Below are 19,853 nucleotides of genomic sequence, written 5' to 3' on the forward strand. Positions count from 1 at the left end.
GACCTTCCGTCGCGATAGTATATTCGTCGCCGTCGGCCGCGACTCTTCGCCGAATCCAGAAACCATGGAATGGACGCCGCAATGCCGCTGCTTCGAATCGACGTCGTCAAGGGACGTAGCGAAGAAGAACTGAGAACGCTGCTCCAGGCCATTCACGACGCGATGGTGGAAGTCTTTCAGGTGCCGGTCCGCGACCGGTATCAGGTGTTGACCGAGCACGAATCGTCGCGCCTCGTTCTCGAAGACACGGGCCTCGGCTTCGAACGCAGCGACAAGCGCGTGCTTATACAGATGACGACGCGCCCCCGCTCACGGGACATGAAGGAGCGTTTCTACGCCCTGGTCGTCCAGAATCTTGGCGAGCGCTTGGGCGTGCCTCCTCAGGACGTCATGATCTCCTGCGTCGACAATGCGGACGGCGACTGGAGCTTCGGCTACGGACGGGCTCAGTTTCTGACGGGAGAGCTGTGACGTCCCATAATCGCCGCCCACGTCGGGCATGCGGCGGGCGAGAGACGGCCGCCATTTACATGGCCCCGTCGCGTCCCTATGTTCCCGTCATGGTTCGGAGAGCGCGACGCGCTCTCTTTCTTTTTGAGGAAGCAGGACAGGAATGCGCGCGGAAGCCCTTTCCCTCGTCGAAGCCGTCAAGCAGTCCATGGGATTGCTGAGGAGGCATCTTTGACGTCGAAACCGCTGAACGGCGCCTCGCCGAACTGAACGCGAAGGTCGAAGACCCGAACCTCTGGAACGACGCCGAGGCCGCGCAGAAGATCATGCGCGAGCGCACCGACCTCGACGATCGGCTCTCCTCGCTCGCCCGCTTCGAGAGCGAGCTCGAGGACGCCGTCGCCCTGATCGAGCTCGCCGAGGCCGAGGGCGACGAGGCCGTCGAGCAGGAGGGGATCGACCAGCTCAAGGGCCTGAAGCTCGAGGCGGAGCGCCGCCAGATCGAGGCGCTGCTCTCCGGCGAGGCCGACGCCAACGACACCTATATCGAAGTGCATTCGGGCGCCGGCGGCACCGAGAGCTGCGACTGGGCGCGCATGCTGTTCCGCATGTACGCGCGCTGGGCCGAGCGCCACAAGTTCAAGGTCGACGTGATCGAGGAGACCTCCGGCGACGAAGCGGGCCTCAAGTCCGGCGTGCTGATGGTCAAGGGCCACAACGCCCATGGCTGGGCCAAGACCGAATCCGGCGTGCATCGCCTCGTGCGCATCTCGCCGTTCGACTCCGCCGCGCGCCGGCACACCAGCTTCGCCTCGGTATGGGTCTATCCGGTCATCGACGACCGCATCGAGATCGACGTCAAGGAAAGCGACTGCCGCATCGACACCTACCGCTCCTCGGGCGCCGGCGGCCAGCACATCAACACCACCGATTCGGCGGTGCGCATCACCCATATCCCCTCGGGGATCGTCGTCGCCTGCCAGAGCGAGCGCTCGCAGCACAAGAACCGGGCCACCGCCTGGAACATGCTGCGCGCCCGCCTTTATGAGCAGGAGCTCGAAAGGCGCGAGGCCGCGGCCAACGCCACCGAGGCGAGCAAGACCGAAATCGGCTGGGGCCACCAGATCCGCTCCTACGTGCTGCAGCCCTACCAGCTCGTGAAGGACCTGCGCACGGGGACGACTTCGGGAACCCCCGACGACGTGCTCGACGGCGATCTCGACCCCTTCATGGAGGCGGCGCTGGCGCAGCGGCTCGAGGGCGGCGCGCCGGCGGCGGTCGAGGATGTCGATTAAGGCGGAAGGCGCCCGCGCGCCGTCCCCTCACGCCGGAGGCTGACAGACGCATGGCGCCAGGCAGACAGCCGATCTTCAACGTGCCGGGCGTCGTCCTCGGCTTCGTCGTCGTCCTCGCTCTCATCCAGCTCGTCACCGACTGGATGAATCCGCTGGCGCAGTTCCGCATGCTGGCGAATTTCGCCTTCGTGCCGGGACGCTTCACCGTCGCCTACAATCCCTCGCTCGTCGCCGCCTCCTTCGACGCCGCCGCGGCGCAGAGCGAGAGCGCGGCCGAGCTCGCGACCTTCTTCCTCGGCGACGGCAAGCCGCTTTGGCACACGGCGATAACCTACGCCCTGCTGCATGGCGGCTGGGCCCATGTCGGCGTCAATTGCCTCTGGCTCGTCGCCTTCGGCTCGGCGCTGGCGCGCCGCTTCGGAACCGCGCGCTTCCTGATCTTCTGCGTCGCCTGCGCCGTCGGCGGGGCGCTCGCCCATTACCTCACCCACCGCGCCGACCTCATGCCGATGGTCGGCGCCTCGGCGGTGGTGTCCGGGGCGATGGCGGCCGTGGTGCGCTTCGCCTTCCAGCCGGGCGCTCCGCTCGACGCCGCCTTCGCCCTCGGCCGCTCGCAGCGCGCCTACACGCTGCCGGCTCTGCCGCTCTCCGAGGTCGCCTCGAACCGCACGGCGCTGTCCTTTCTGGCGGTCTGGTTCATCGCCAATTTCCTGTTCGGCGCCTTTCCGCAGACGATCGGCATGACCGACGCCTCGATCGCCTGGCAGGCCCATGTCGGCGGCTTCCTCGTCGGGCTTTTCGCCTTCAAATGGTTCGACCCGCCGGCGCGGCCCGCCCTTCCGCCATCCTGAGAGCGCCGCGCGTCAGCCGAGCAGCCGTCGCGCCTTCTTTTTCCGGCGCCGCCTGAAGCGCGCGACGATCTCGAGATGCGGCGAGTAGCGGAACTGGTCCACGGGCAGGATCTTCTCGATTTCGTAGCCGCCCGCCGTCAGGATCGCCGCGTCCCGCGCAAAGGTCTCGGCGTTGCACGACACCGCGACGACGACCGGGATCTGCGAGGCGGCGACGGCGCGCGCCTGCTCCAGCGCGCCCGCGCGCGGCGGATCGAACACGAGCCCGTCGAACTCCGACAGCTCCTGCGCCGACAGCGGCCGGCGGAACAGGTCGCGCGCCTCGACTTTCACCGCGCGCAGCCCGTTCTCTCTGGCGGCGCTGGCGAGGGCCTTGAGCGGCGCTTCCTCGTAATCAAGAGCGCGCACGCTTGAAAAGCGCGCGAGGCGAAGCGAGAAGGCGCCGCCGCCGCAGAAGAGGTCGGCGACGCGCCGCGCATTCCGCAGCGCCGCGACCGCCTCGCCCGTGAGGGCGTCCTCGCCGGCCTGCGTCGCCTGCAGAAAGGCGCCGGGCGCGATCGCCGCGTCGATTTCGCCGTGCCGCACGCGTGGCGCGCGCGCCTGCGCGACGACGACGCCATGATTGGAGAGCCGCGCGAGATCGAGGCGCAGGGCGGCGGCGACGAGGCGGCGCGTCTCGTCCTCGTTGAGCGGGCCGTGGCCGCGAAGGTCGACGTCGAGGCCGTCGAGCGTCTGCGTCACGAGGATGTCGAGCGGTTTGCCGCCGGCCGCGAGCTGGCGCGCGATCACGTGCGCGGCGCGCGGCGCGTCGGCGAGGCCCGGCGCGAGGATCGGGCAGGCGTCGACGTCGACGATCTCGTGCGAGCGCGCGGTCATGAAGCCGACCTGCAGTCCGGCCGGCGTCGCGCGGACGTGGAACGTCGCGCGCCGGCGCCCCTGCCCATGCGCGTCGAGCAGCGGCTCGCGCGGGGCTGCAAGACCGGCGCGCCGCAGCGCGTCGGCGAGCAGGCCTTCCTTCCAGCGGACGTAGGCGTCGTGGCGCAGAGTCTGCACCGCGCATCCGCCGCAGGCGCCGAAAAGGCGGCAGATCGGCGCGATCCGGTCGCGGCTCGGCGCCGTGACCTCGACGAGGCGGGCGCGCCGTCCGTCGACCTCGGCGACGATGGTTTCCCCGGGCAGCGCATAGGGCGCGGCGATCTCGCCGTCCGGCCCCGGCGCGAGCCCTTCGCCGCGCGGCCCGAGCCGCTCGATATGAAGCGTGCGGTTGAGGCTCAGCACCGCCGTGCGCCGATGAGGAACTCGCGGTTGCCGTCGCCGCCCTCGATCGGCGAGGGAATGACGCCGGCGACGCGCCAGCCGAGCGCGGCGACGTCCCGCGTCACGCACGCGCAGACGGCGGCGTGGACGGCCGGATCGCGGACGACGCCCTTGGCGACATGCGCGCGCCCGGCCTCGAACTGCGGCTTGATCAGCGCGACGAGCGCCGCGCCCGGCGCGGCGAGGGCGGCAAGCGCCGGCAGCACGAGGGCGAGCGAGATGAAGCTGACGTCGACGACGATCAGACCGGCGGGGGCGGGCAGGGCGTCGGGCCCGAGGACGCGCACGTCCGTCGCCTCGAGCGAGAGAACGCGGCGGTCGGACCGGAGCGAGGGGTGAAGCTGGCCGCGGCCGACGTCGACCGCGACGACGCTCGATGCGCCGCGCGCCAGCAGCACATGGGTGAAGCCGCCGGTCGAGGCGCCGACGTCGAGGCAGGACAGGCCCGCGGGGTCATAGCCGAAAGCGTCGAGGGCGGCCTCGAGCTTGACGCCGCCGCGCGAGACCCATGGGTAGGGGGCGGCGGCCTCGATCTCGGCGTCGGCGCGCAGCGTTTCCGAGGGTTTGGCGAGCAGGCGCCCCTGCGCCCTGACGAGGCCGGCGGCGATCGCCTCCTGCGCCTTGGCGCGGCTTTCAAACACGCCGCGCTCGACGAGCAGAACGTCGGCGCGCCGGCGCGGCGGATTGGGCGAGTCAGGCGCAGGCATGGTCGCAGAACGGCCGCGAGGGCTCGTCAGCGGGGGCGAGCCGCGCCTGGATTCGGCTCACGCGATCCGCGCGTCGAGCGCCGCGCCTTCGCGGCCTAGCAGCGACAGCGCCTTGGCGACGATGGCCTTGGCGTCGAGGCCGGCCTGGGCGTAGAGCTTCTCAGGCTTGTCCTGGTCGAGGAACACGTCGGGCAGAACCATCGAGCGGAACTTCAGCGCGCCGGAATCGAGCAGCCCGTCCTCGGCGAGTTTCTGCGCCACGAAAGAGCCGAAGCCGCCGACCGAGCCCTCCTCGATGGTGATCAGCGCGTCGTGGGTCGTCGCGAGCCGCGTCACGAGCTCCTCGTCGATAGGCTTGGCGAAGCGGGCGTCGGCGACCGTCGCGGAGACGCCGAAGCCGGCGAGCTCCTCTGCGGCCTTGAGCGCCTCGGCGAGGCGCGCGCCGAGCGAAAGGATGGCGACCTGCTTGCCCTCGCGCATCACCCGGCCGCGGCCGATCTCGAGCGGAATCCCCGCCTGCGGCATCTCGACCCCGACGCCCTCGCCGCGCGGATAGCGGAAGGCGATCGGGCCGGCGTCGTAGGCGGCGGCGGTCGCGACCATATGGACGAGCTCGGCCTCGTCGGCCGCGGCCATCACCACCATGTTCGGCACGACGCCGAGATAGGCGACGTCGAACGAGCCGGCGTGGGTCGCGCCGTCGGCGCCGACGAGGCCGGCGCGGTCGATGGCGAAGCGCACCGGCAGGTTCTGGATCGCGACGTCATGCACGAGCTGGTCGTAGCCGCGCTGCAGGAAGGTCGAATAAATGGCGCAGAAGGGCTTGAACCCTTCGCTCGCGAGGCCGGCGCAGAAGGTCACCGCGTGCTGCTCGGCGATGCCGACGTCGAAGGTGCGCTCAGGGTACGACTTCTGGAAGATGTCGAGCCCTGTTCCGCTCGGCATGGCGGCGGTGACGGCGACGATCCTGTCGTCCTTCGCGGCCTCCTTGACGAGGGCTTCGGCGAACACCGTCGTATAGGAGGGCGCGTTCGGCTTCGGCTTGACCTGCTTGCCTGTCGCGACGTCGAACATGTTGACGGCGTGGTACTTGTCGTGCGTCGCCTCGGCCGGCGCGTAGCCCTTGCCTTTCTGCGTGACGACATGGACGAGGATCGGCCCCGTCTCCTTGAAATCGCGCACGTTCTTCAGGACGGGCAGCATCTGGTCGAGGTTGTGGCCGTCGATCGGGCCGACGTAATAGATGCCGAGCTCCTCGAACAGCGTGCCGCCGGCCCAGAAGTTGCGGGCGAACTCCTCGGTCTTGCGGGCGCGGTCGTAGACGAAGCGCGGCAGCAGCCTTCCGAGCTGCTTCGCCGCCTCGCGCACGGAGCGATAGGCGCCGCCGGAGACGAGCCGGGCGAGATAGGACGACAGCGCGCCGGCCGGCGGCGCGATCGACATGTCGTTGTCGTTGAGGATGATGATGAGGCGCGAATGCATGGCGCCGGCGTTGTTCATCGCCTCATAGGCCATGCCCGCCGACATGGCGCCGTCGCCGATCACCGCGATGACGGCGCCTTCGCGTCCGGCCAGCGTGTTGGCCGCCGCCATGCCGAGGCCGGCCGAGATCGACGTCGAGGAATGGGCCGCCCCGAAAGGGTCGTAGACGCTCTCCGCGCGCTTGGTGAAGCCCGAGAGGCCGCCGCCGCGGCGCAGGGTGCGGATGCGGTCGCGCCGGCCGGTGAGGATCTTGTGCGGGTAGGCCTGATGGCCGACGTCCCAGATCAGGCGGTCGTCCGGCGTGTCGAACACATAATGCAGCGCGACGGTGAGCTCGACGACGCCGAGGCCGGCGCCGAGATGGCCGCCGGTCACCGAAACCGCGCTGATGGTCTCCTCGCGCAGCTCCTTCGCGACCTGGGCGAGGTCGGATTCAGGCAGGCGCCTCAGATCGGCCGGCGTGCGGATCGAATCGAGCAGGGGAGTCGGGGAAGTCGTCACGCTGGCCTCGTTGTTCATGCGCCCGTTGGTGAGCCTGCGCTCGTCGGTTCGCGCCAGGGCGAAAGCCGACGACGCGGTTCGTCGCGTTCGGCGCGGCTCCGCTCGACGCGGCTTTTTCCGCGCGATCCAGTCTCCCGTCCGGGCGATCCGCCAGCCTCCCATACTGAAAGAGGCTGATCCGTCAAGGCCGCGCCGGACAAGATGATTTTGCCCTTGCCTCCTCGCTTGAAGATGAATAACCCAAAACTTTGGCGCCGCAATGCGAAGAGAGAAAGACGCGCGCATTTCGCCGCAGGGCGCGGCGTTTCGGTCACAGGAGCCGCCGCACGGCGGCTCGTCATGATCATGCCCGCGAGGCCGCCGCCGGCGGCTCGACGCGAAAGGACGTCGCGGCGGCCTCGCAACCGATCGCCATCCTTTCTGAAGCATCCTCGCCGCGGGCTCGCGCCCGGCGGCCTTGGCGGAGGACATGCGTGGTCAAGTGGGTCTACGGCTTCGGCGACGGACGGGCCGAAGGGTCGCGCGCGATGGGCGACCTGCTCGGCGGCAAGGGCTCCAATCTCGCTGAAATGGCGAGCCTCGGGCTGCCGGTGCCGCCCGGCTTCACCATCACCACCGAGGTCTGCGCCTATTATTACGCGCATGAGGGGGCCTTTCCCGAGGGGCTCAAGGAGGCGGTCGGCGAGGCGCTCGGCCATGTCGGGGCGCTGACCGGCCGCGGCTTCGGCGACGAGGAGCGCCCGCTCCTCGTCTCTGTGCGCTCGGGCGCGCCGGCCTCGATGCCCGGCATGATGGACACGGTGCTGAACCTCGGCCTCAACGACGTCTCGGTCGACGCGCTGGCGCGCCGCGCCGGCGACGCGCGCTTCGCCTATGATTCCTACCGCCGCTTCATCCAGATGTACTCCAACGTGGCGCTCGGCGTCGGCCATTACGATTTCGAGGACGCCCTCGAATCCTACAAGGAGACGAAGGGGCTCTCGCTCGACACCGAGCTCGACGAGGCGGACTGGCGCAAGATCGTCGCGATCTTCAAGGAGAAGGTCGAGGCCTGCGCCGGCGCGCCCTTTCCGCAGGACCCGCGCGAACAGCTCTGGGGGGCGATCGGCGCGGTGTTCGGCTCCTGGAACAATCCGCGGGCGATCGCCTACCGGCGCATCCACCAGATTCCGGAAAGCTGGGGCACGGCGGTCAACGTGCAGGCCATGGTGTTCGGCAACATGGGGACGACGTCGGCGACGGGCGTCGCCTTCACGCGCAATCCCTCGACCGGCGAAAAGGCGCTCTTCGGCGAATTTCTCGTCAACGCCCAGGGCGAGGACGTCGTCGCCGGCCTGCGCACGCCGCAAAGCGTCACCGAGGCCGAGCGCCTCGCCTCGGGATCGGACAGGCCCTCGATGGAGACGGCGATGCCGGAGGTCTTCAAGACCTTCGTCGGGGTCGCCGACATGCTCGAGCGCCATTACCGCGACATGCAGGACGTCGAGTTCACCGTCGAGAACGGCAAGCTCTGGATGCTGCAGACACGCTCCGGCAAGCGCACCACCGCCGCCGCCCTGCGCATCGCCGTCGAACTGACGCAGGAGGGCGTCATCGGCCGCGAGGAGGCGGTGCTGCGGATCGACCCCGCCTCGCTCGACCAGTTGCTGCATCCGGCGATCAATCCGAACGCGCCGCGCCCCGTCGTCGCGATCGGCCTGCCGGCCTCGCCGGGCGCCGCGACAGGCGAGGTCGTGTTCACCGCCGAGGCCGCCGAGCAGCTGCGCAGCATCGGGCGCAAGTCCATTCTCGTGCGCGTCGAGACGAGCCCCGACGACATCCACGGCATGCACGCGGCCGAAGGGATATTGACCGCGCGCGGCGGCATGACCTCGCACGCCGCCGTCGTCGCGCGCGGCATGGGCAAGCCCTGCGTCTGCGGGGCGGCCGCGCTGCGCATCGACTACGCCGAAGGCCTTTTCAGCGTCGGCGACGAGACATTCCGCAAGGGCGACGTCATCACCATCGACGGCGGCGCGGGGCAGGTGATCAAGGGCGAGGTGCGGATGAGCCGCCCCGAGCTCACCGGCGAGTTCGCGATCCTGATGAAATGGGCGGACGAATCGCGTCGGATGGAGGTGCGCGCCAACGCCGAGACGCCGCAGGACGCCCGCGTGGCGCGCAAGTTCGGCGCCGAGGGCGTCGGCCTCTGCCGCACCGAACACATGTTCTACGATCTGCAGCGCATCAACGCCATGCGCGAGATGATCCTCGCCGAGAACGTGAAGGGACGCCGCGCCGCGCTCGGCAAGCTGCTGCCGATGCAGCGCGAGGATTTCATCGAGCTGTTCGGCATCATGGCCGGGCTGCCGGTGACGATCCGCCTGCTCGACCCGCCGCTGCACGAGTTCCTGCCGCAGACGACGCAAGAGGTCGCGGAGGTGGCGAAGGCGCTGGGCGTGCCGTCCGAGAAGATCGCGCGCCGCGTCGCCGAGCTCAGGGAGGTGAACCCGATGCTCGGCTTCCGCGGCGTGCGGCTCGCGGTCGCCTATCCCGAGATCGCCCGGATGCAGGCGCGCGCCGTGTTCGAGGCGGCGGTCGAGGTCAAGAACCGCGCCGGCATGCTGGTCCAGCCGGAGATCATGATTCCGCTCGTCATCGCCAGGCCGGAGTTCGACGCCGTGAGGCGGCTCATCGACGAAGCCGCGGCGGCCGTCGCCGCCGAGACAGGCCAGAGCGTGCCCTATACGGTCGGGGCCATGGTCGAGACGCCGCGCGCCGCGCTGCGCGCCGGCGAGATCGCGCAGAGCGCCGAATTCCTCTCCTTCGGCACGAACGACCTGACCCAGACCTGCCTCGCCCTCTCGCGCGACGACGCCGGCTCCTTCCTCGGCCGCTACGTCACGGCCGGACTGCTGCCGGGCGACCCGTTCGTGACCATCGACGTCGAGGGCGTCGGCGAGCTCGTCGCGCTCGCGGCCGAGCGCGGCCGCGCGGCGCGCGCCGACGTCAAGCTCGGCATGTGCGGCGAGCATGGAGGCGATCCGCAGTCCATCGCCTTCTGCGAGACGCTGAAGCTCGACTATGTGTCGTGCTCGCCCTTCCGCGTGCCGATCGCCCGGCTCGCGGCGGCGCAGGCGGCGATCAGGGCGAAAGCCCGGGAACTGAATCCCGTCTCCACGCCAGTCGACCGCTGATCGCGGCGACGCTTGATCGAGAGCGTTTTCCTTCCGTCCGGCTGGGAGCGTGGCGAAGCATGGCGGCGCGCCGACCGCTCTCCACGGTCGAGGATGGAGAGGATTGCGACGGTCCGGCGTCCGAAGCCGCACCACGAGAAGCTGCGCGGCGCCTTCAGTCTCGTCTTTAGGTCGCCGGCGTGCGCATCTTCGCCGCCTCGCTGCTCGACGCCAGCCGTCGATGGACGCCGCGGCTCGGGCCGCGCGACGTCGTCGTCTTTTCGGGCGGCCGGGTGACGCGCGTCGCCGAGCGCTTTCAGTTGCGCGGCCGGGATTATCTCTCGGCGTTCGAGCGCCGCGAGTTTGGCGTCGAGTGCGGCTTCCGCAAGGGCTGCTGGAGCGACCTCGAGGGAATCCGCCGGGCGCTCGGCGCCTGATCAGTCGATTCCGGCGAACCATTCCTCCATGAAGTCGCGGCGCAGATAGAACCAGTCGAGCGGAAAGCCGTCGCGGATGAGGAAATAGCCGTTGTCGGTCAGAAGCTTGTCGAGCTCTTCAGACGGCCGCTCGACGCCAATGCAGTTGAATCGCCACTTGTCGAAGGGAAAATCCTTGAGAATACGATATTCCGAATTTTCGACGTCGAAGCTGAAGTAATCGATTGTCGAAGGCGCCTGCGCCTCGGTCAGGAGATCGTCGAGCGTCACCGCCTCGACGAGAAAGCTTCCCTTCACGTCCCCAAAGTCCGGCGGCTCATACACGCTTTCGACATCGGCGTCCTCGACGACGGAAAGCAGCGTGTTGCCCTCCGCCGCGTCCGGATTGTAGAAGACTTGGCCCTTGTCCATCACCTCCACGACGCGCATCGTCCCGGGCTTGTCGGAGACGGCCGCGCGCACGCAGGTCGCGCCGGGCCGGTTCCTGACCAGTTGCTCATAGGCCGAGGTGGGCTCGACGAGTATGCCCTTCCAGTCGAAATAGGTCTCAAGAATCAAGGTGTTCGAAAGATAGCGGCCGTCGCCGCCGCCGATCTCCAGGAAGAAGCCGCCGCGCTTGCGCCTGAAGATGGTCTGCGCCACGAAAATGTCCTGGCCGCACTGGCTGACGGACGGCGTAGGCGGCCGGCGCCGACGCAGGAAGGCCAGCAGCTTCTCCACGACGCGGTCGATCAGCGCGCGCCGCCGCCGCTGCGCCTGCGGCAAGGCGTCGGCGCTCGGCGGAGGCGGGAGCGGCCGTGATGGGCGCATGAGCAGTCCTGTTCGTCCTGTCGCGGAGGCGTGAGGAGCCCTCGCCGTTCGCGTCCTTTTGTCGTCTCGCGCCCGCGCCGCGGGCCTCCCTTTCGCAATTTTATCCGCGGCGCCTTGTGGCGACGTCATTTCCAAGGCATGGATGCGCCGCCTCCAAGAGAAACGCGGCTGGCCGGAAAGGGTTTATTTTCGCGTCCTTGTCCTTGAGCATACGCCCGTTCGGAAGAATTCGCGGCCCTTCGGGGCATGCGCCAGGGCGTTTCGCGGCGAGGCGGCTCGATCGGAAGGCGCGCTAAATCGCCGGCCGGACCGACGTCCAGGGCGGAGCAGGGGTCGACAGAATGCGGTTCAATATTGTGACGCCGGTCTATAACGGCGCGCGCTTTCTGAACGAGACGCTGATGGGCGTCCTCTCGCAAGCCGGCGATTTCTCGATCCGCTATCACGTCCAGGACGCCGGCTCGACCGACGGCACTATCGAACTTCTGAAGGGCTGGAGCCAGCGCCTCGGCGAGGGCTGTCCGCTCAATTGCCGGGGAGTCGAGTTCAGCTTCGCGAGCGAAAAGGACAAAGGCCTCTACGACGGCGTCAACAAGGGCTTCGCCCATTGCGGCGAGGCCGACGCGATGACCTGGATCAACGCCGACGACCGCTTCGAGCCCGGCGCCTTCGCCACCATCGCCAACGTCTTCACGAACTTCCCCGACATCGAGTGGATCACCGGGCGCCCGACCACGCTCGCCGAGTCGGGCGAGATGCTCTGGCTCTCGCCGGTCACCGCCTATCCGCAGCGCGCCGTCGCCGCCGGCATCTTCGACGGGCGCTTCGCCACGCCGTTCATCCAGCAGGAGGGCACGTTCTGGCGCCCGCGGCTGTGGAACGAGGTCGGCGGCCTTGACGCGCGGCTCCGCCTCGCCGGCGATTTCGACCTCTGGCGGCGCTTCGCGCGGCGCACGCCGCTCGTCGGCGTCGACGCGATTCTCGGCTGCTTCCGCATGCGCGCCGGCCAGCTCTCCGCCGACCGCGCCTCCTATCACGCCGAGGTCGACGCCTCGCTGAGCGACGAGGAGAAGAAGGCGCGCGCGAAGGCTTCGTTCATATACAAGGCGCGCGGCTACAAATACCCCGTGCTGGTGCGCCACTGGGGCGGACCCTGGGTGCGCGAGTCGTGGCCGATGCCGGTCCTGCCGTTCCTGGGCGGGCGCGGCTTCAAGCTCGAGCACTGGCGCCTGCAGGCGACCGGCTATCTCGGCCTCACCGACTGAAGCTCAGCCGGCCGGCGCCGACGCCGTTTCGGCCGCGGGCGGAAGAAGAAGCAGGCGGGCGACCAGATCGCGGTCGCCCAGCATCGCCATCCGCTCCCTGGGCTTCATTGCGGCGAACGCCTCCTCGCGCGTCTTCGCCTCGTCGAGCTTGGCCTTGGCGATCGCCCAGTCGGCGGTGATCTCTCCGCGCTTCAGATCTTGCGGCAGCCAGGCGAGATGCAGGCGCCAGAAACGGCGGTCGCCGAGCGGCGCGCCCTCCTCGTCCGGCGACTTGCGGGCGAGTTCGTTGGCGCGCGCGACGAGCGGCGGCTTCGACTGCTCCTCGGGCGTGAGCAGGAGGCCGGCGCGCCGGAAGGCGAGCCCGACGCCGAGCAAGCCGGTCGACCACGACAGGAAGATCGCGAGGATCAGGCCGACGATGGTCGGCGACATCCACGCGGCGAGCGAAGGCGCGATCATGAAGCCGGCGATCAGCATGACGACGCCGAGCGCGACATGGGCGCGATGGCGGCGCACGATCGCCCAGAACGGAATCGAGCCGTCGTCGCGCCGTTGCGGATCCCAGCCGGTGTCGAAGCCGAAGACGAAATGCAGCACATGGCCGGCCTGGATCAGCATCATGATCGGCGCCAGCAGGGCCGACATGACGATCTCGAACAGCGACGAGACGACGAGCCGCGCCGCGCCGCCGCAGCCGCGCCGGGTGCGCCGCTGGAGCAGGGCGAGGAGGAGGCCCATGAATTTCGGCGCGAGGAGGATCGCCATGGTGAGCGCGAAAAGCTGCAGCGACCGCGCCGCGTCGAAGCGCGGCCAGGTGGGAAACAGCATGAAGTCGTTGGTGAAATATTCAGGCCGCACATAGGTCGCCTGCAGCACGATGACGACGCCGACGAGGATCTGCAGCATCCACAGCGGCGAGGCGACGTAGGCGACGATGCCGGTGATGAAATGCTGGCGCGAGGCGAGGCGGAATCCTTTCGCCGACAATACGCGCAGGTGCTGGAGGTTGCCCTGGCACCAGCGCCGGTCGCGCGCCGAGAGGTCGATGAGCGAGGGCGGGCTCTCTTCGTAGCTGCCGGCGAGCGTCGGCAGCATGTAGACGCCGTAGCCGGCGCGCAGGATGAGCGCCGCCTCGACGAAGTCGTGGCTGAGGATATGGCCGCCGAGCGGCGGGCGCCCGGGCAGCGTGGGCAGGCCGCAATGGGCGGCGAAGGCGCGCGTGCGGATGATCGCGTTATGGCCCCAGTAATTGCCCCGCCGGCCCATCCAGACCGCGACGCCGGCGCCGATCACCGGCCCGTAGATGCGCGCGGCGAACTGCTGCAGCCGCGCGAACAGGGTGTTGCGGTTGATGATGAGCGGCAGCGTCTGGATGATCCCGGCGTCGGGGTCGGCCTCCATCGCCGCGGCGAGCGAGACGATGGCGTGGCCGGTCATCAGGCTGTCGGCGTCGAGGACGACCATATGGGCGTAGCGGCCGCCCCAGCGGGTGACGAAGTCCTCGATGTTGCCGGCCTTGCGGTTCACGTTCTTCGGCCGGTGCCGGTAATAGACGTTCGCTTTCGCGCCGACGCGCTCGCGCAGGGCGACGTAGGCCCGCTCCTCGGCGAGGAACACGTCGGGATCGGTGGTGTCGGACAGGAAGAACCAGTCGAATGCGCCGCCGAGCCCGGAGCCGTCGACCTCCTCGATCATCGCCTCGAGGGCCGAGAAGATCCGCGCCGGCGCCTCGTTGTATATCGGCATGGCGATCGCGGTGCGCTCGCGCAGGGCGGCGGGCGTCGCCGGCGCGGGAGGAGCGCGAAACAGGAGCCAGAACAGGCCGGCGATCGCGCTCGTGAAGGCGAGGGCGATCCACGAGAAATTGGCGACGAAAAGGATCAGCAGAACCCATTCGAGCAGGGTGACGCCGCCGACCGAGACGACGCCGTACATCTCATAGGCGCCGTAGGCGGTGAGCGCCAGGCATCCACCGAAGACGAAGAGGCGGGCGATCGCGGCGCCGAGCCAGGGGTGCGAGAGGACGTCGCGCCGCCGGGACGAGGGATCGAAGGACGACAGGCTCTGCGTCGGCATCTCGAGCGGCGCGGGCGCCGGCATGCAGGCGAAATCCGCCGCCCCGGCGTCCGCCGCCGGGCCCGCGCCGGTTTCCGCCGTTTTCGCGAGGGTCACGCCGTCCATCGGTAGATCCAGGTTTCGCTGATGGGCTTGCCCTGCGCTTCGAGCACGAGGCGCAGCTCGGAATAAACGTCGCCGCCGGGGTCGAGCTCGAACAGCACGCGGAAAACGCCCTGGCCTGGCGAAAAGAACGTCCGTTGTGAGGCGATCGATCCCGGCGCCGCGCTCAATTTCACGGCGATGTCGTCCTTGGAGCGGATCGACGCGAGCGCGCCGCCCGAAAATTCGACGACGAAACGGCGCCTGCGTCCGTTCGAGCCGCGTCCCGAGCGCGAGGTCGAGACGGCGGCGAGCGGCGGACGCTCGGGCGGGGAGCGGCGCCAGAACTGGCGGTAGGCGAAGGCGATCTCGCCCTTCGCCGGAAGCGTCTGCTTCGGGCGCCAGTAGGAAATGATGTTGTCGTTGACCTCGGCGTCGGAGGGAATCTCGACGAGCTGCACCGCGCCCGCGCCCCATTCGCCGATCGGCTCGATCCACAGCGAGGGCCGGTTCTCCCAGTGCTGGTCGTCGTCCTGATAGTGCGAAAAATCGCGGTCGCGCTGCAGCAGCCCGAAGCCGCGCGGATTGTCGTCGACGAAGGAGGAGACCTGCAGTGTCGACGGGTTTGAGACCGGCCGCCAGATCCATTCGCCGCCGCCTGTCAGCATCTGCAGCCCGTCGGCCTCGGCGACCTGCGGGCGCAGGTCGTCGGAGCGACCGCGGTCGATCGCGCCGGTGACGTGGGTCGCGCTCATCGCCGCGACGCCGTAGTGGTCGAGCGCGGCGCGGGCGAAAAGGGTGGACTCGGTGTCGATCAGCGTCGTCTCGCCCGGGCGCAGCGTGAAGCGGTAGGCGCCGGCGACGCTCTCCGAGTCGATGATCGCGTAGATCGTCAGCGCCGCGTCGGCGAGCGTCGGCCGCACGATCCACACCTGGCGGAAGAACGGAAACTCCTCGCCGGCGGGATCGGCGGTCTTGATGGCGAGGGCGCGCGCCATCGGGCCGGGGCCGAGGCCGCGTCCGACCGCCCGGAAGAAGCTCGCGCCCTGGAACGTGGCGAGCTCGAAGAAGCCGCCGTCTTCCAGCGGCGCCAGAACGCGGAAGCCCGAAAAGCCGATGTCGCCGATCCCCGTCGGCCCCGGCTTGCCGAAGTCGAACAGCCGCGAATCATAGACGAGCCGGCGCGCGACGCCGTCCTCGACGACGTCGATGCGCATCGGCGTCGAGAAGATGAAGCCGCGATGGAGCGGCTCGATCGCGAAGCCGACGTTGTCCTTCGTCCACAGCGCGGCGCCCGGCTGCAGATGGACGCCGACGTACTGGTCGTAGCTGAGCGACTTGAAGGGGTCGGGAAGGCCGGCGGCGACCGGCTTGAACGGCGCCTGCGCCAGCGCTCTCGCCATGTTCGTCGCCATATCGGGCGAAAAGGGCGTCGGGTCGGCGAGCGGAAAGGCGGTCGGCGCGGCCTCCGCGCTTCCGCTCGCGGCGGGATTCGCGCCCGCCGCGCCTCCGCTTCCTCCCTCGCCCTGCGCGCGCGCCGCGGCGGGCGCAGCCAGCGCGGCGAGCGAGAGCCTCAAAACGCCCCTGCGGTCGATCATGAACTCGTCAATCCGGCGCCCAGGCGCCGCTTTTCCATGGATGGGCTGGAATTCTCGCCTTATAGCGCATATTGGGGCGCCGATAAGGTGTCGCGCCTGCGCTGCGGAGCGATTTCTGTGCGCCGTTGCGGGCGGCGCGCCCGGTTCGGCGGCCCTGGGGGTAAAGCGATCCATGTCCGAAAGCCTGTCGCCCGCCGCCTATCCGCGCCGCACCTGCCTCGCGATCGTCCTCGCGGCCGGGCAAGGCACGCGGATGCGATCGAGGCTCCCCAAGGCCCTGCATCAGGTCGCCGGACGCTCCATGCTCGCCGCCGTCCTCGCCGCCGTGTCGGGCGCCGGCGCCGACCATGTCGTCGTGGTGGTCGGGCCTGACCATGACGCGCTCGCCGCCGAGGCGCGCAAGGTCATGCCGGACGTCGGGATCGCGGTGCAGGCGGACCGGCGCGGCACGGCGCACGCCGTGCTCGCCGCGCGCGAGGCGATCGCGGCCGGCTTCGACGACATTCTCGTCGCCTTCGCCGACACGCCCCTCGTGCGGACGGACACCTTCTCGAAGATGCGCGTCGCGCTCGCCTGCGGGGAGACGGCTGTCGTCTGCCTCGGCTTCGAGGCTAGGGATCCGACGGGCTACGGACGCCTCGTCATGAAGGACGGCGTCCTCGACGCCATTCGGGAGGACCGCGACGCCAGCGACGAGGAGCGCAAGCTCACCCTGTGCAACGCCGGCCTCATGGGAATCGCCGGGCGCAGCGCGCTGCAGCTTCTCGACGCCATAGGTTGCGAGAACAGCCAGCGTGAATATTACCTTTCCGACATCGTCGCCGCGGCGCGCGCGCTGAAGCTCGCGGCCTGCGCGCTGATCGCGCCGGCCGAGGAGGTGATGGGCGTCAACGACCGCGTCCAGCTCGCCGCCGCCGAGGCGGCGACGCAGGCGCGCCTGCGCAGCCAGGCGATGCTGGGCGGCGCGACCCTCGTCGATCCGGCGAGCGTCACCTTCGCCTATGACACCGCGCTCGGGCAGGACGTCGTCGTCGAGCCGAGCGTGGTCTTCGGCCCGGGCGTCGTCGTCGCCGCCGGCGCGCGCGTGCGCGCCTTCTCTCACCTCGAAGGGACGAGCGTCGGCGAGAACGCGATCGTCGGACCGTTCGCGCGGCTGCGGCCGGGAACGCGGCTCGCCGAAGGCGCGCGCATCGGCAATTTCGTCGAGACCAAGGCCGCCGAGGTCGGCGCCGGCGCCAAGATCAACCATCTGAGCTACGTCGGCGACGCGAGCGTCGGCGCGAAGGCCAATGTCGGCGCCGGAACGATCACCTGCAATTACGACGGCTTCGGCAAGCACCGCACCCAGATCGGGGCGGGCGCCTTCATCGGCTCCAACACGCTGCTCGTCGCGCCCGTCGCGGTCGGGGAGGGGGCGATCGTCGGCGCGGGGACGGTCGTGACCGAGGACGTCGCGGCCGACGCGCTCGCGCTCGCGCGCGCGCAGCTCGCGCAGAAACCCGGCTGGGCGGCGCGCTTCCGCAAGAAGAAGGGCGGCTGAGCCGCCTCTTCGCGCGGCTTTCGGATCATCGAGGCGGCGCCCGTCCGGGCGCGAGGGATGGCGGACATGTGCGGAATCGTCGGGGCCCTTGGACAGGGCCCGGTTGAAGCTTTGCTCGTCGAGGCGCTGAGGCGGCTCGAATATCGCGGCTATGATTCGGCGGGCGTCGCGACGCTCGAGGAGGGGCGGATCGAGCGGCGGCGGGCGAGCGGCAAGCTGCGCAACCTCGAAGCCGCGCTCGCCGAGCGCCCGCTCAAGGGCGCGATCGGCGTCGGCCACACGCGCTGGGCGACGCATGGCAAGCCGACCGAGGCCAACGCCCATCCGCACGCGACCGACAAGGTCGCCGTCGTGCACAACGGCATCATCGAGAATTTCCGCGAGCTGCGCGAGGAATTGACCGCGAAGGGCCATGTCTTCTCCTCGCAGACCGATTCGGAGGTGATCGCCCACTTGGTGTCGCAGGGCCTCGGCGAGGGGCTCGACCCGCGCGAGGCGACGCTGGCGGCCGTCGGCAGGCTCGAGGGCGCCTTCGCCTTCGCGCTCATTTTCGCCGACGAGGAGAACCTCATCATCGGCGCCGCCCATGGCGCGCCGCTCGCCGTCGGCTTCGGCGAGGAGGAGCGCGAGGGCGAGATGTTCCTCGGCTCCGACGCCCTCGCCCTCGCGCCCTTCACCCAGACCATCGCCTATCTCGAGGACGGCGACCTCGTCTTCGTCTCGCGCGAGGGGGCGGCGTTCACCGACTGGCTCGGCCAGCCGGTCGTGCGGCGGCGCGTCAAAACGCTGGCTTCGGCCTTCCTGATCGACAAGGGCGCCTATCGCCACTTCATGGCGAAGGAGATCCACGAGCAGCCGGAGGTCGTCGCGCGCACGCTCGCCCGCTATCTCGACATGGCGACCGGCCGCATCGAGCTTCCCGAGCCCCCGCCCGTCGACCCCGCGAGCCTGACGCGAATCACCCTGTGCGGCTGCGGCACCGCCTATTATTCGGCGCTGATCGCCAAATACTGGTTCGAACGCTTCGCCCGCCTGCCGGTCGAGGTCGAGATCGCTTCGGAATTCCGCTACCGCGATCCGCCGCTCGAGCCGGGCGGCCTGTTCGTCGTCGTCTCGCAGTCGGGCGAGACGGCCGACACGCTCGCCGCGCTGCGCCTCGCCAGGGAGAAGGGGCAGAAGGTCCTCTCGATCGTCAACGTGACGACCTCGACCATCGCGCGCGAGAGCGACGGCGTCGCCGCGACCTTGGCCGGGCCCGAGATCGGCGTCGCCTCGACCAAGGCGTTCACCTGCCAGCTCGCCGTGTTCGCCGCGCTCGCGCTCGCCTTCGGCGCGGCGCGCGGAACGATCGACGCGAAGACGGAGGCGGCGCTGGTCGCCGAGCTGATCGCGACGCCGGGCCTGATGGCGCAGGCCATCAAGTCCGAGCCGACGGCTGAAGTCGTCGCGCACAAGATCGCCCGCGCCCGCGACGCGCTCTACCTCGGCCGCGGCCCGGCCTATCCGCTGGCGCTCGAAGGCGCGCTGAAGCTCAAGGAGATCACCTACATCCACGCCGAGGGCTACGCCGCCGGCGAGCTGAAGCACGGGCCGATCGCCCTCATCGACGCCGACATGCCGGTGATCGTCATCGCGCCGAACGACAATGTGCTGGAGAAGACCATCTCCAACGTGCAGGAGGTCGCCGCGCGCGACGGCCGGGTGATCCTGATCGGCGAGGAGGGGCTGGCGAAAGAGGTCGCCGTCGCCGTCGAGGCGCACATCGTGGCGCCGAAATGCGGCGAGGCTTTCTCGCCGCTGATCTACGCCGTGCCGATCCAGCTCATCGCCTATCACACGGCGGTGTTCATGGGTAAGGACGCCGACCAGCCGCGCAATCTCGCGAAAAGCGTCACGGTGGAATGAGCATGAGCGTCAGCGCCTCGCCGTCGCGCGCGAAGCCCATGGCGCGATAGAAGGCCAGCGCCGGCTTGTTCTCCGGGCGCGCATAAAGGAGCACGGAGGCGCAGCCTTCGCCGCGCAGCGCCTCGCGCAGATTGGCGATCAGCCGGCTCGCCACCCCGCGCCGCCGCCAGGCGGGCGCCACGGTGAGCGCCATGACGACGGCGTGTCCCGGCTCCGGCCGAAATCCCGCCGGACGAAAAATCTCGAAGGCGAGCGCGCCCGCGACGTCCTCGCCAGCCTGCGCCACGAGGAAATCGCAGCGCCCGAACAGGCGGCGCAGCTCGTCGTCCGGCGCAAGCTCGCCGCGTTCGGCGAGGTGCAGCGCGCGCAACAGGTCCGTCACG

General features: G+C 69.7%; 15 protein-coding genes. 8 read left to right on the forward strand and 7 right to left on the reverse strand.

The window, feature by feature from the left end:
• The first annotated feature begins 81 nt into the window (after positions 1-81).
• The 3 genes from ACE3OG_RS07245 to ACE3OG_RS07255 all read left to right on the forward strand — a co-directional run bounded on the left by ACE3OG_RS07245 (position 82) and on the right by ACE3OG_RS07255 (position 2,596).
• Entirely contained in the window at positions 82-471 is a 390-nt protein-coding gene (locus ACE3OG_RS07245) for a tautomerase family protein (RefSeq protein WP_374307196.1), read from the forward strand.
• 142 nt (positions 472-613) lie between these two features.
• Positions 614-1,745 (forward strand): peptide chain release factor 2 gene (gene prfB / locus ACE3OG_RS07250; RefSeq protein ID WP_374307144.1). Its coding sequence is split into 2 segments (ribosomal slippage): positions 614-682 and positions 684-1,745, totalling 1,131 coding nucleotides; the frame shifts between segments, so codons are not numbered across the junction.
• A gap of 50 nt (positions 1,746-1,795) precedes the next feature.
• Positions 1,796-2,596 (forward strand): rhomboid family intramembrane serine protease, encoded by an 801-nt coding sequence (locus ACE3OG_RS07255; protein ID WP_374307146.1) that lies wholly within the window; start codon positions 1,796-1,798, stop codon positions 2,594-2,596.
• Positions 2,597-2,608: 12 nt separating this feature from the next.
• Here ACE3OG_RS07255 and ACE3OG_RS07260 read toward each other — a convergent pair whose 3' ends face one another.
• Genes ACE3OG_RS07260 through dxs form a run of 3 tightly spaced genes read right to left on the reverse strand, consistent with a single transcriptional unit; the run spans position 2,609 to position 6,621 of the window.
• On the reverse strand, positions 2,609-3,874 hold the full coding sequence (locus ACE3OG_RS07260; RefSeq protein WP_374307148.1) for a class I SAM-dependent RNA methyltransferase: 1,266 nt from the start codon (positions 3,872-3,874) through the stop codon (positions 2,609-2,611).
• Positions 3,868-4,620 (reverse strand): TlyA family RNA methyltransferase, encoded by a 753-nt coding sequence (locus ACE3OG_RS07265; RefSeq protein ID WP_374307150.1) that lies wholly within the window; start codon positions 4,618-4,620, stop codon positions 3,868-3,870. Before ACE3OG_RS07265 ends, ACE3OG_RS07260 begins: the two co-directional genes overlap by 7 nt.
• A gap of 57 nt (positions 4,621-4,677) precedes the next feature.
• A complete protein-coding gene (dxs, locus tag ACE3OG_RS07270; RefSeq protein ID WP_374307152.1) occupies positions 4,678-6,621 on the reverse strand; it encodes a 1-deoxy-D-xylulose-5-phosphate synthase in 1,944 nt (647 codons plus the stop codon).
• A 455-nt stretch (positions 6,622-7,076) separates the two neighbouring features.
• Between dxs and ppdK the strand changes: the two genes are divergently transcribed.
• Both ppdK and ACE3OG_RS07280 read left to right on the forward strand, forming a co-directional pair.
• Positions 7,077-9,779 (forward strand): pyruvate, phosphate dikinase, encoded by a 2,703-nt coding sequence (gene ppdK, locus ACE3OG_RS07275; RefSeq protein WP_374307154.1) that lies wholly within the window; start codon positions 7,077-7,079, stop codon positions 9,777-9,779.
• A 179-nt stretch (positions 9,780-9,958) separates the two neighbouring features.
• Positions 9,959-10,195 carry a hypothetical protein gene (locus ACE3OG_RS07280; protein WP_374307156.1) on the forward strand — a complete coding sequence of 79 codons (237 nt, stop codon included), beginning with the start codon at positions 9,959-9,961 and terminating at the stop codon, positions 10,193-10,195.
• Here ACE3OG_RS07280 and ACE3OG_RS07285 read toward each other — a convergent pair whose 3' ends face one another.
• A complete protein-coding gene (locus ACE3OG_RS07285; protein WP_374307158.1) occupies positions 10,196-11,005 on the reverse strand; it encodes an FkbM family methyltransferase in 810 nt (269 codons plus the stop codon).
• Between the two features lie 341 nt (positions 11,006-11,346).
• Here ACE3OG_RS07285 and ACE3OG_RS07290 point away from each other — a divergent pair, with 341 nt between their 5' ends.
• Entirely contained in the window at positions 11,347-12,270 is a 924-nt protein-coding gene (locus ACE3OG_RS07290; protein ID WP_374307159.1) for a glycosyltransferase, read from the forward strand.
• A 3-nt stretch (positions 12,271-12,273) separates the two neighbouring features.
• Here the strand turns inward: ACE3OG_RS07290 and mdoH are convergent, their stop codons facing one another.
• Together mdoH and ACE3OG_RS07300 are read right to left on the reverse strand one after the other, a co-directional pair.
• Entirely contained in the window at positions 12,274-14,451 is a 2,178-nt protein-coding gene (gene mdoH / locus ACE3OG_RS07295) for a glucans biosynthesis glucosyltransferase MdoH (RefSeq protein ID WP_374307161.1), read from the reverse strand.
• Positions 14,439-16,025 (reverse strand): glucan biosynthesis protein, encoded by a 1,587-nt coding sequence (locus ACE3OG_RS07300; RefSeq protein ID WP_374307162.1) that lies wholly within the window; start codon positions 16,023-16,025, stop codon positions 14,439-14,441. Before ACE3OG_RS07300 ends, mdoH begins: the two co-directional genes overlap by 13 nt.
• A gap of 172 nt (positions 16,026-16,197) precedes the next feature.
• Between ACE3OG_RS07300 and glmU the strand changes: the two genes are divergently transcribed.
• Together glmU and glmS are read left to right on the forward strand one after the other, a co-directional pair.
• A complete protein-coding gene (gene glmU, locus ACE3OG_RS07305) occupies positions 16,198-17,565 on the forward strand; it encodes a bifunctional UDP-N-acetylglucosamine diphosphorylase/glucosamine-1-phosphate N-acetyltransferase GlmU (protein ID WP_374307164.1) in 1,368 nt (455 codons plus the stop codon).
• Between the two features lie 66 nt (positions 17,566-17,631).
• Positions 17,632-19,470, forward strand: a complete 1,839-nt coding sequence (gene glmS, locus ACE3OG_RS07310; RefSeq protein WP_374307166.1) for a glutamine--fructose-6-phosphate transaminase (isomerizing) — start codon at positions 17,632-17,634, stop codon at positions 19,468-19,470.
• Here the strand turns inward: glmS and ACE3OG_RS07315 are convergent.
• Positions 19,457-19,852 (reverse strand): N-acetyltransferase family protein, encoded by a 396-nt coding sequence (locus tag ACE3OG_RS07315; protein ID WP_374307168.1) that lies wholly within the window; start codon positions 19,850-19,852, stop codon positions 19,457-19,459. The genes glmS and ACE3OG_RS07315 overlap by 14 nt on opposite strands.
• Position 19,853: the final 1 nt, after the last annotated feature.

The organism is Methylocella sp. (assembly GCF_041905455.1).
Classification (GTDB): Bacteria; Pseudomonadota; Alphaproteobacteria; order Rhizobiales; family Beijerinckiaceae; genus Methylocapsa.

What these genes read in the sequence shown, in the direction of transcription:
- glmU (WP_374307164.1), top strand. Translation starts at nt 16,198, where the DNA reads ATGTCCGAAAGCCTGTCGCCCGCCGCCTATCCGCGCCGCACCTGCCTC.
- ACE3OG_RS07285 (WP_374307158.1), bottom strand. Translation starts at nt 11,005, where the DNA reads ATGCGCCCATCACGGCCGCTCCCGCCTCCGCCGAGCGCCGACGCCTTG.
- ACE3OG_RS07290 (WP_374307159.1), top strand. Translation starts at nt 11,347, where the DNA reads ATGCGGTTCAATATTGTGACGCCGGTCTATAACGGCGCGCGCTTTCTG.
- ACE3OG_RS07300 (WP_374307162.1), bottom strand. Translation starts at nt 16,025, where the DNA reads ATGATCGACCGCAGGGGCGTTTTGAGGCTCTCGCTCGCCGCGCTGGCT.
- ACE3OG_RS07265 (WP_374307150.1), bottom strand. Translation starts at nt 4,620, where the DNA reads ATGCCTGCGCCTGACTCGCCCAATCCGCCGCGCCGGCGCGCCGACGTT.
- ACE3OG_RS07255 (WP_374307146.1), top strand. Translation starts at nt 1,796, where the DNA reads ATGGCGCCAGGCAGACAGCCGATCTTCAACGTGCCGGGCGTCGTCCTC.
- glmS (WP_374307166.1), top strand. Translation starts at nt 17,632, where the DNA reads ATGTGCGGAATCGTCGGGGCCCTTGGACAGGGCCCGGTTGAAGCTTTG.
- ACE3OG_RS07245 (WP_374307196.1), top strand. Translation starts at nt 82, where the DNA reads ATGCCGCTGCTTCGAATCGACGTCGTCAAGGGACGTAGCGAAGAAGAA.
- mdoH (WP_374307161.1), bottom strand. Translation starts at nt 14,451, where the DNA reads ATGGACGGCGTGACCCTCGCGAAAACGGCGGAAACCGGCGCGGGCCCG.
- dxs (WP_374307152.1), bottom strand. Translation starts at nt 6,621, where the DNA reads ATGAACAACGAGGCCAGCGTGACGACTTCCCCGACTCCCCTGCTCGAT.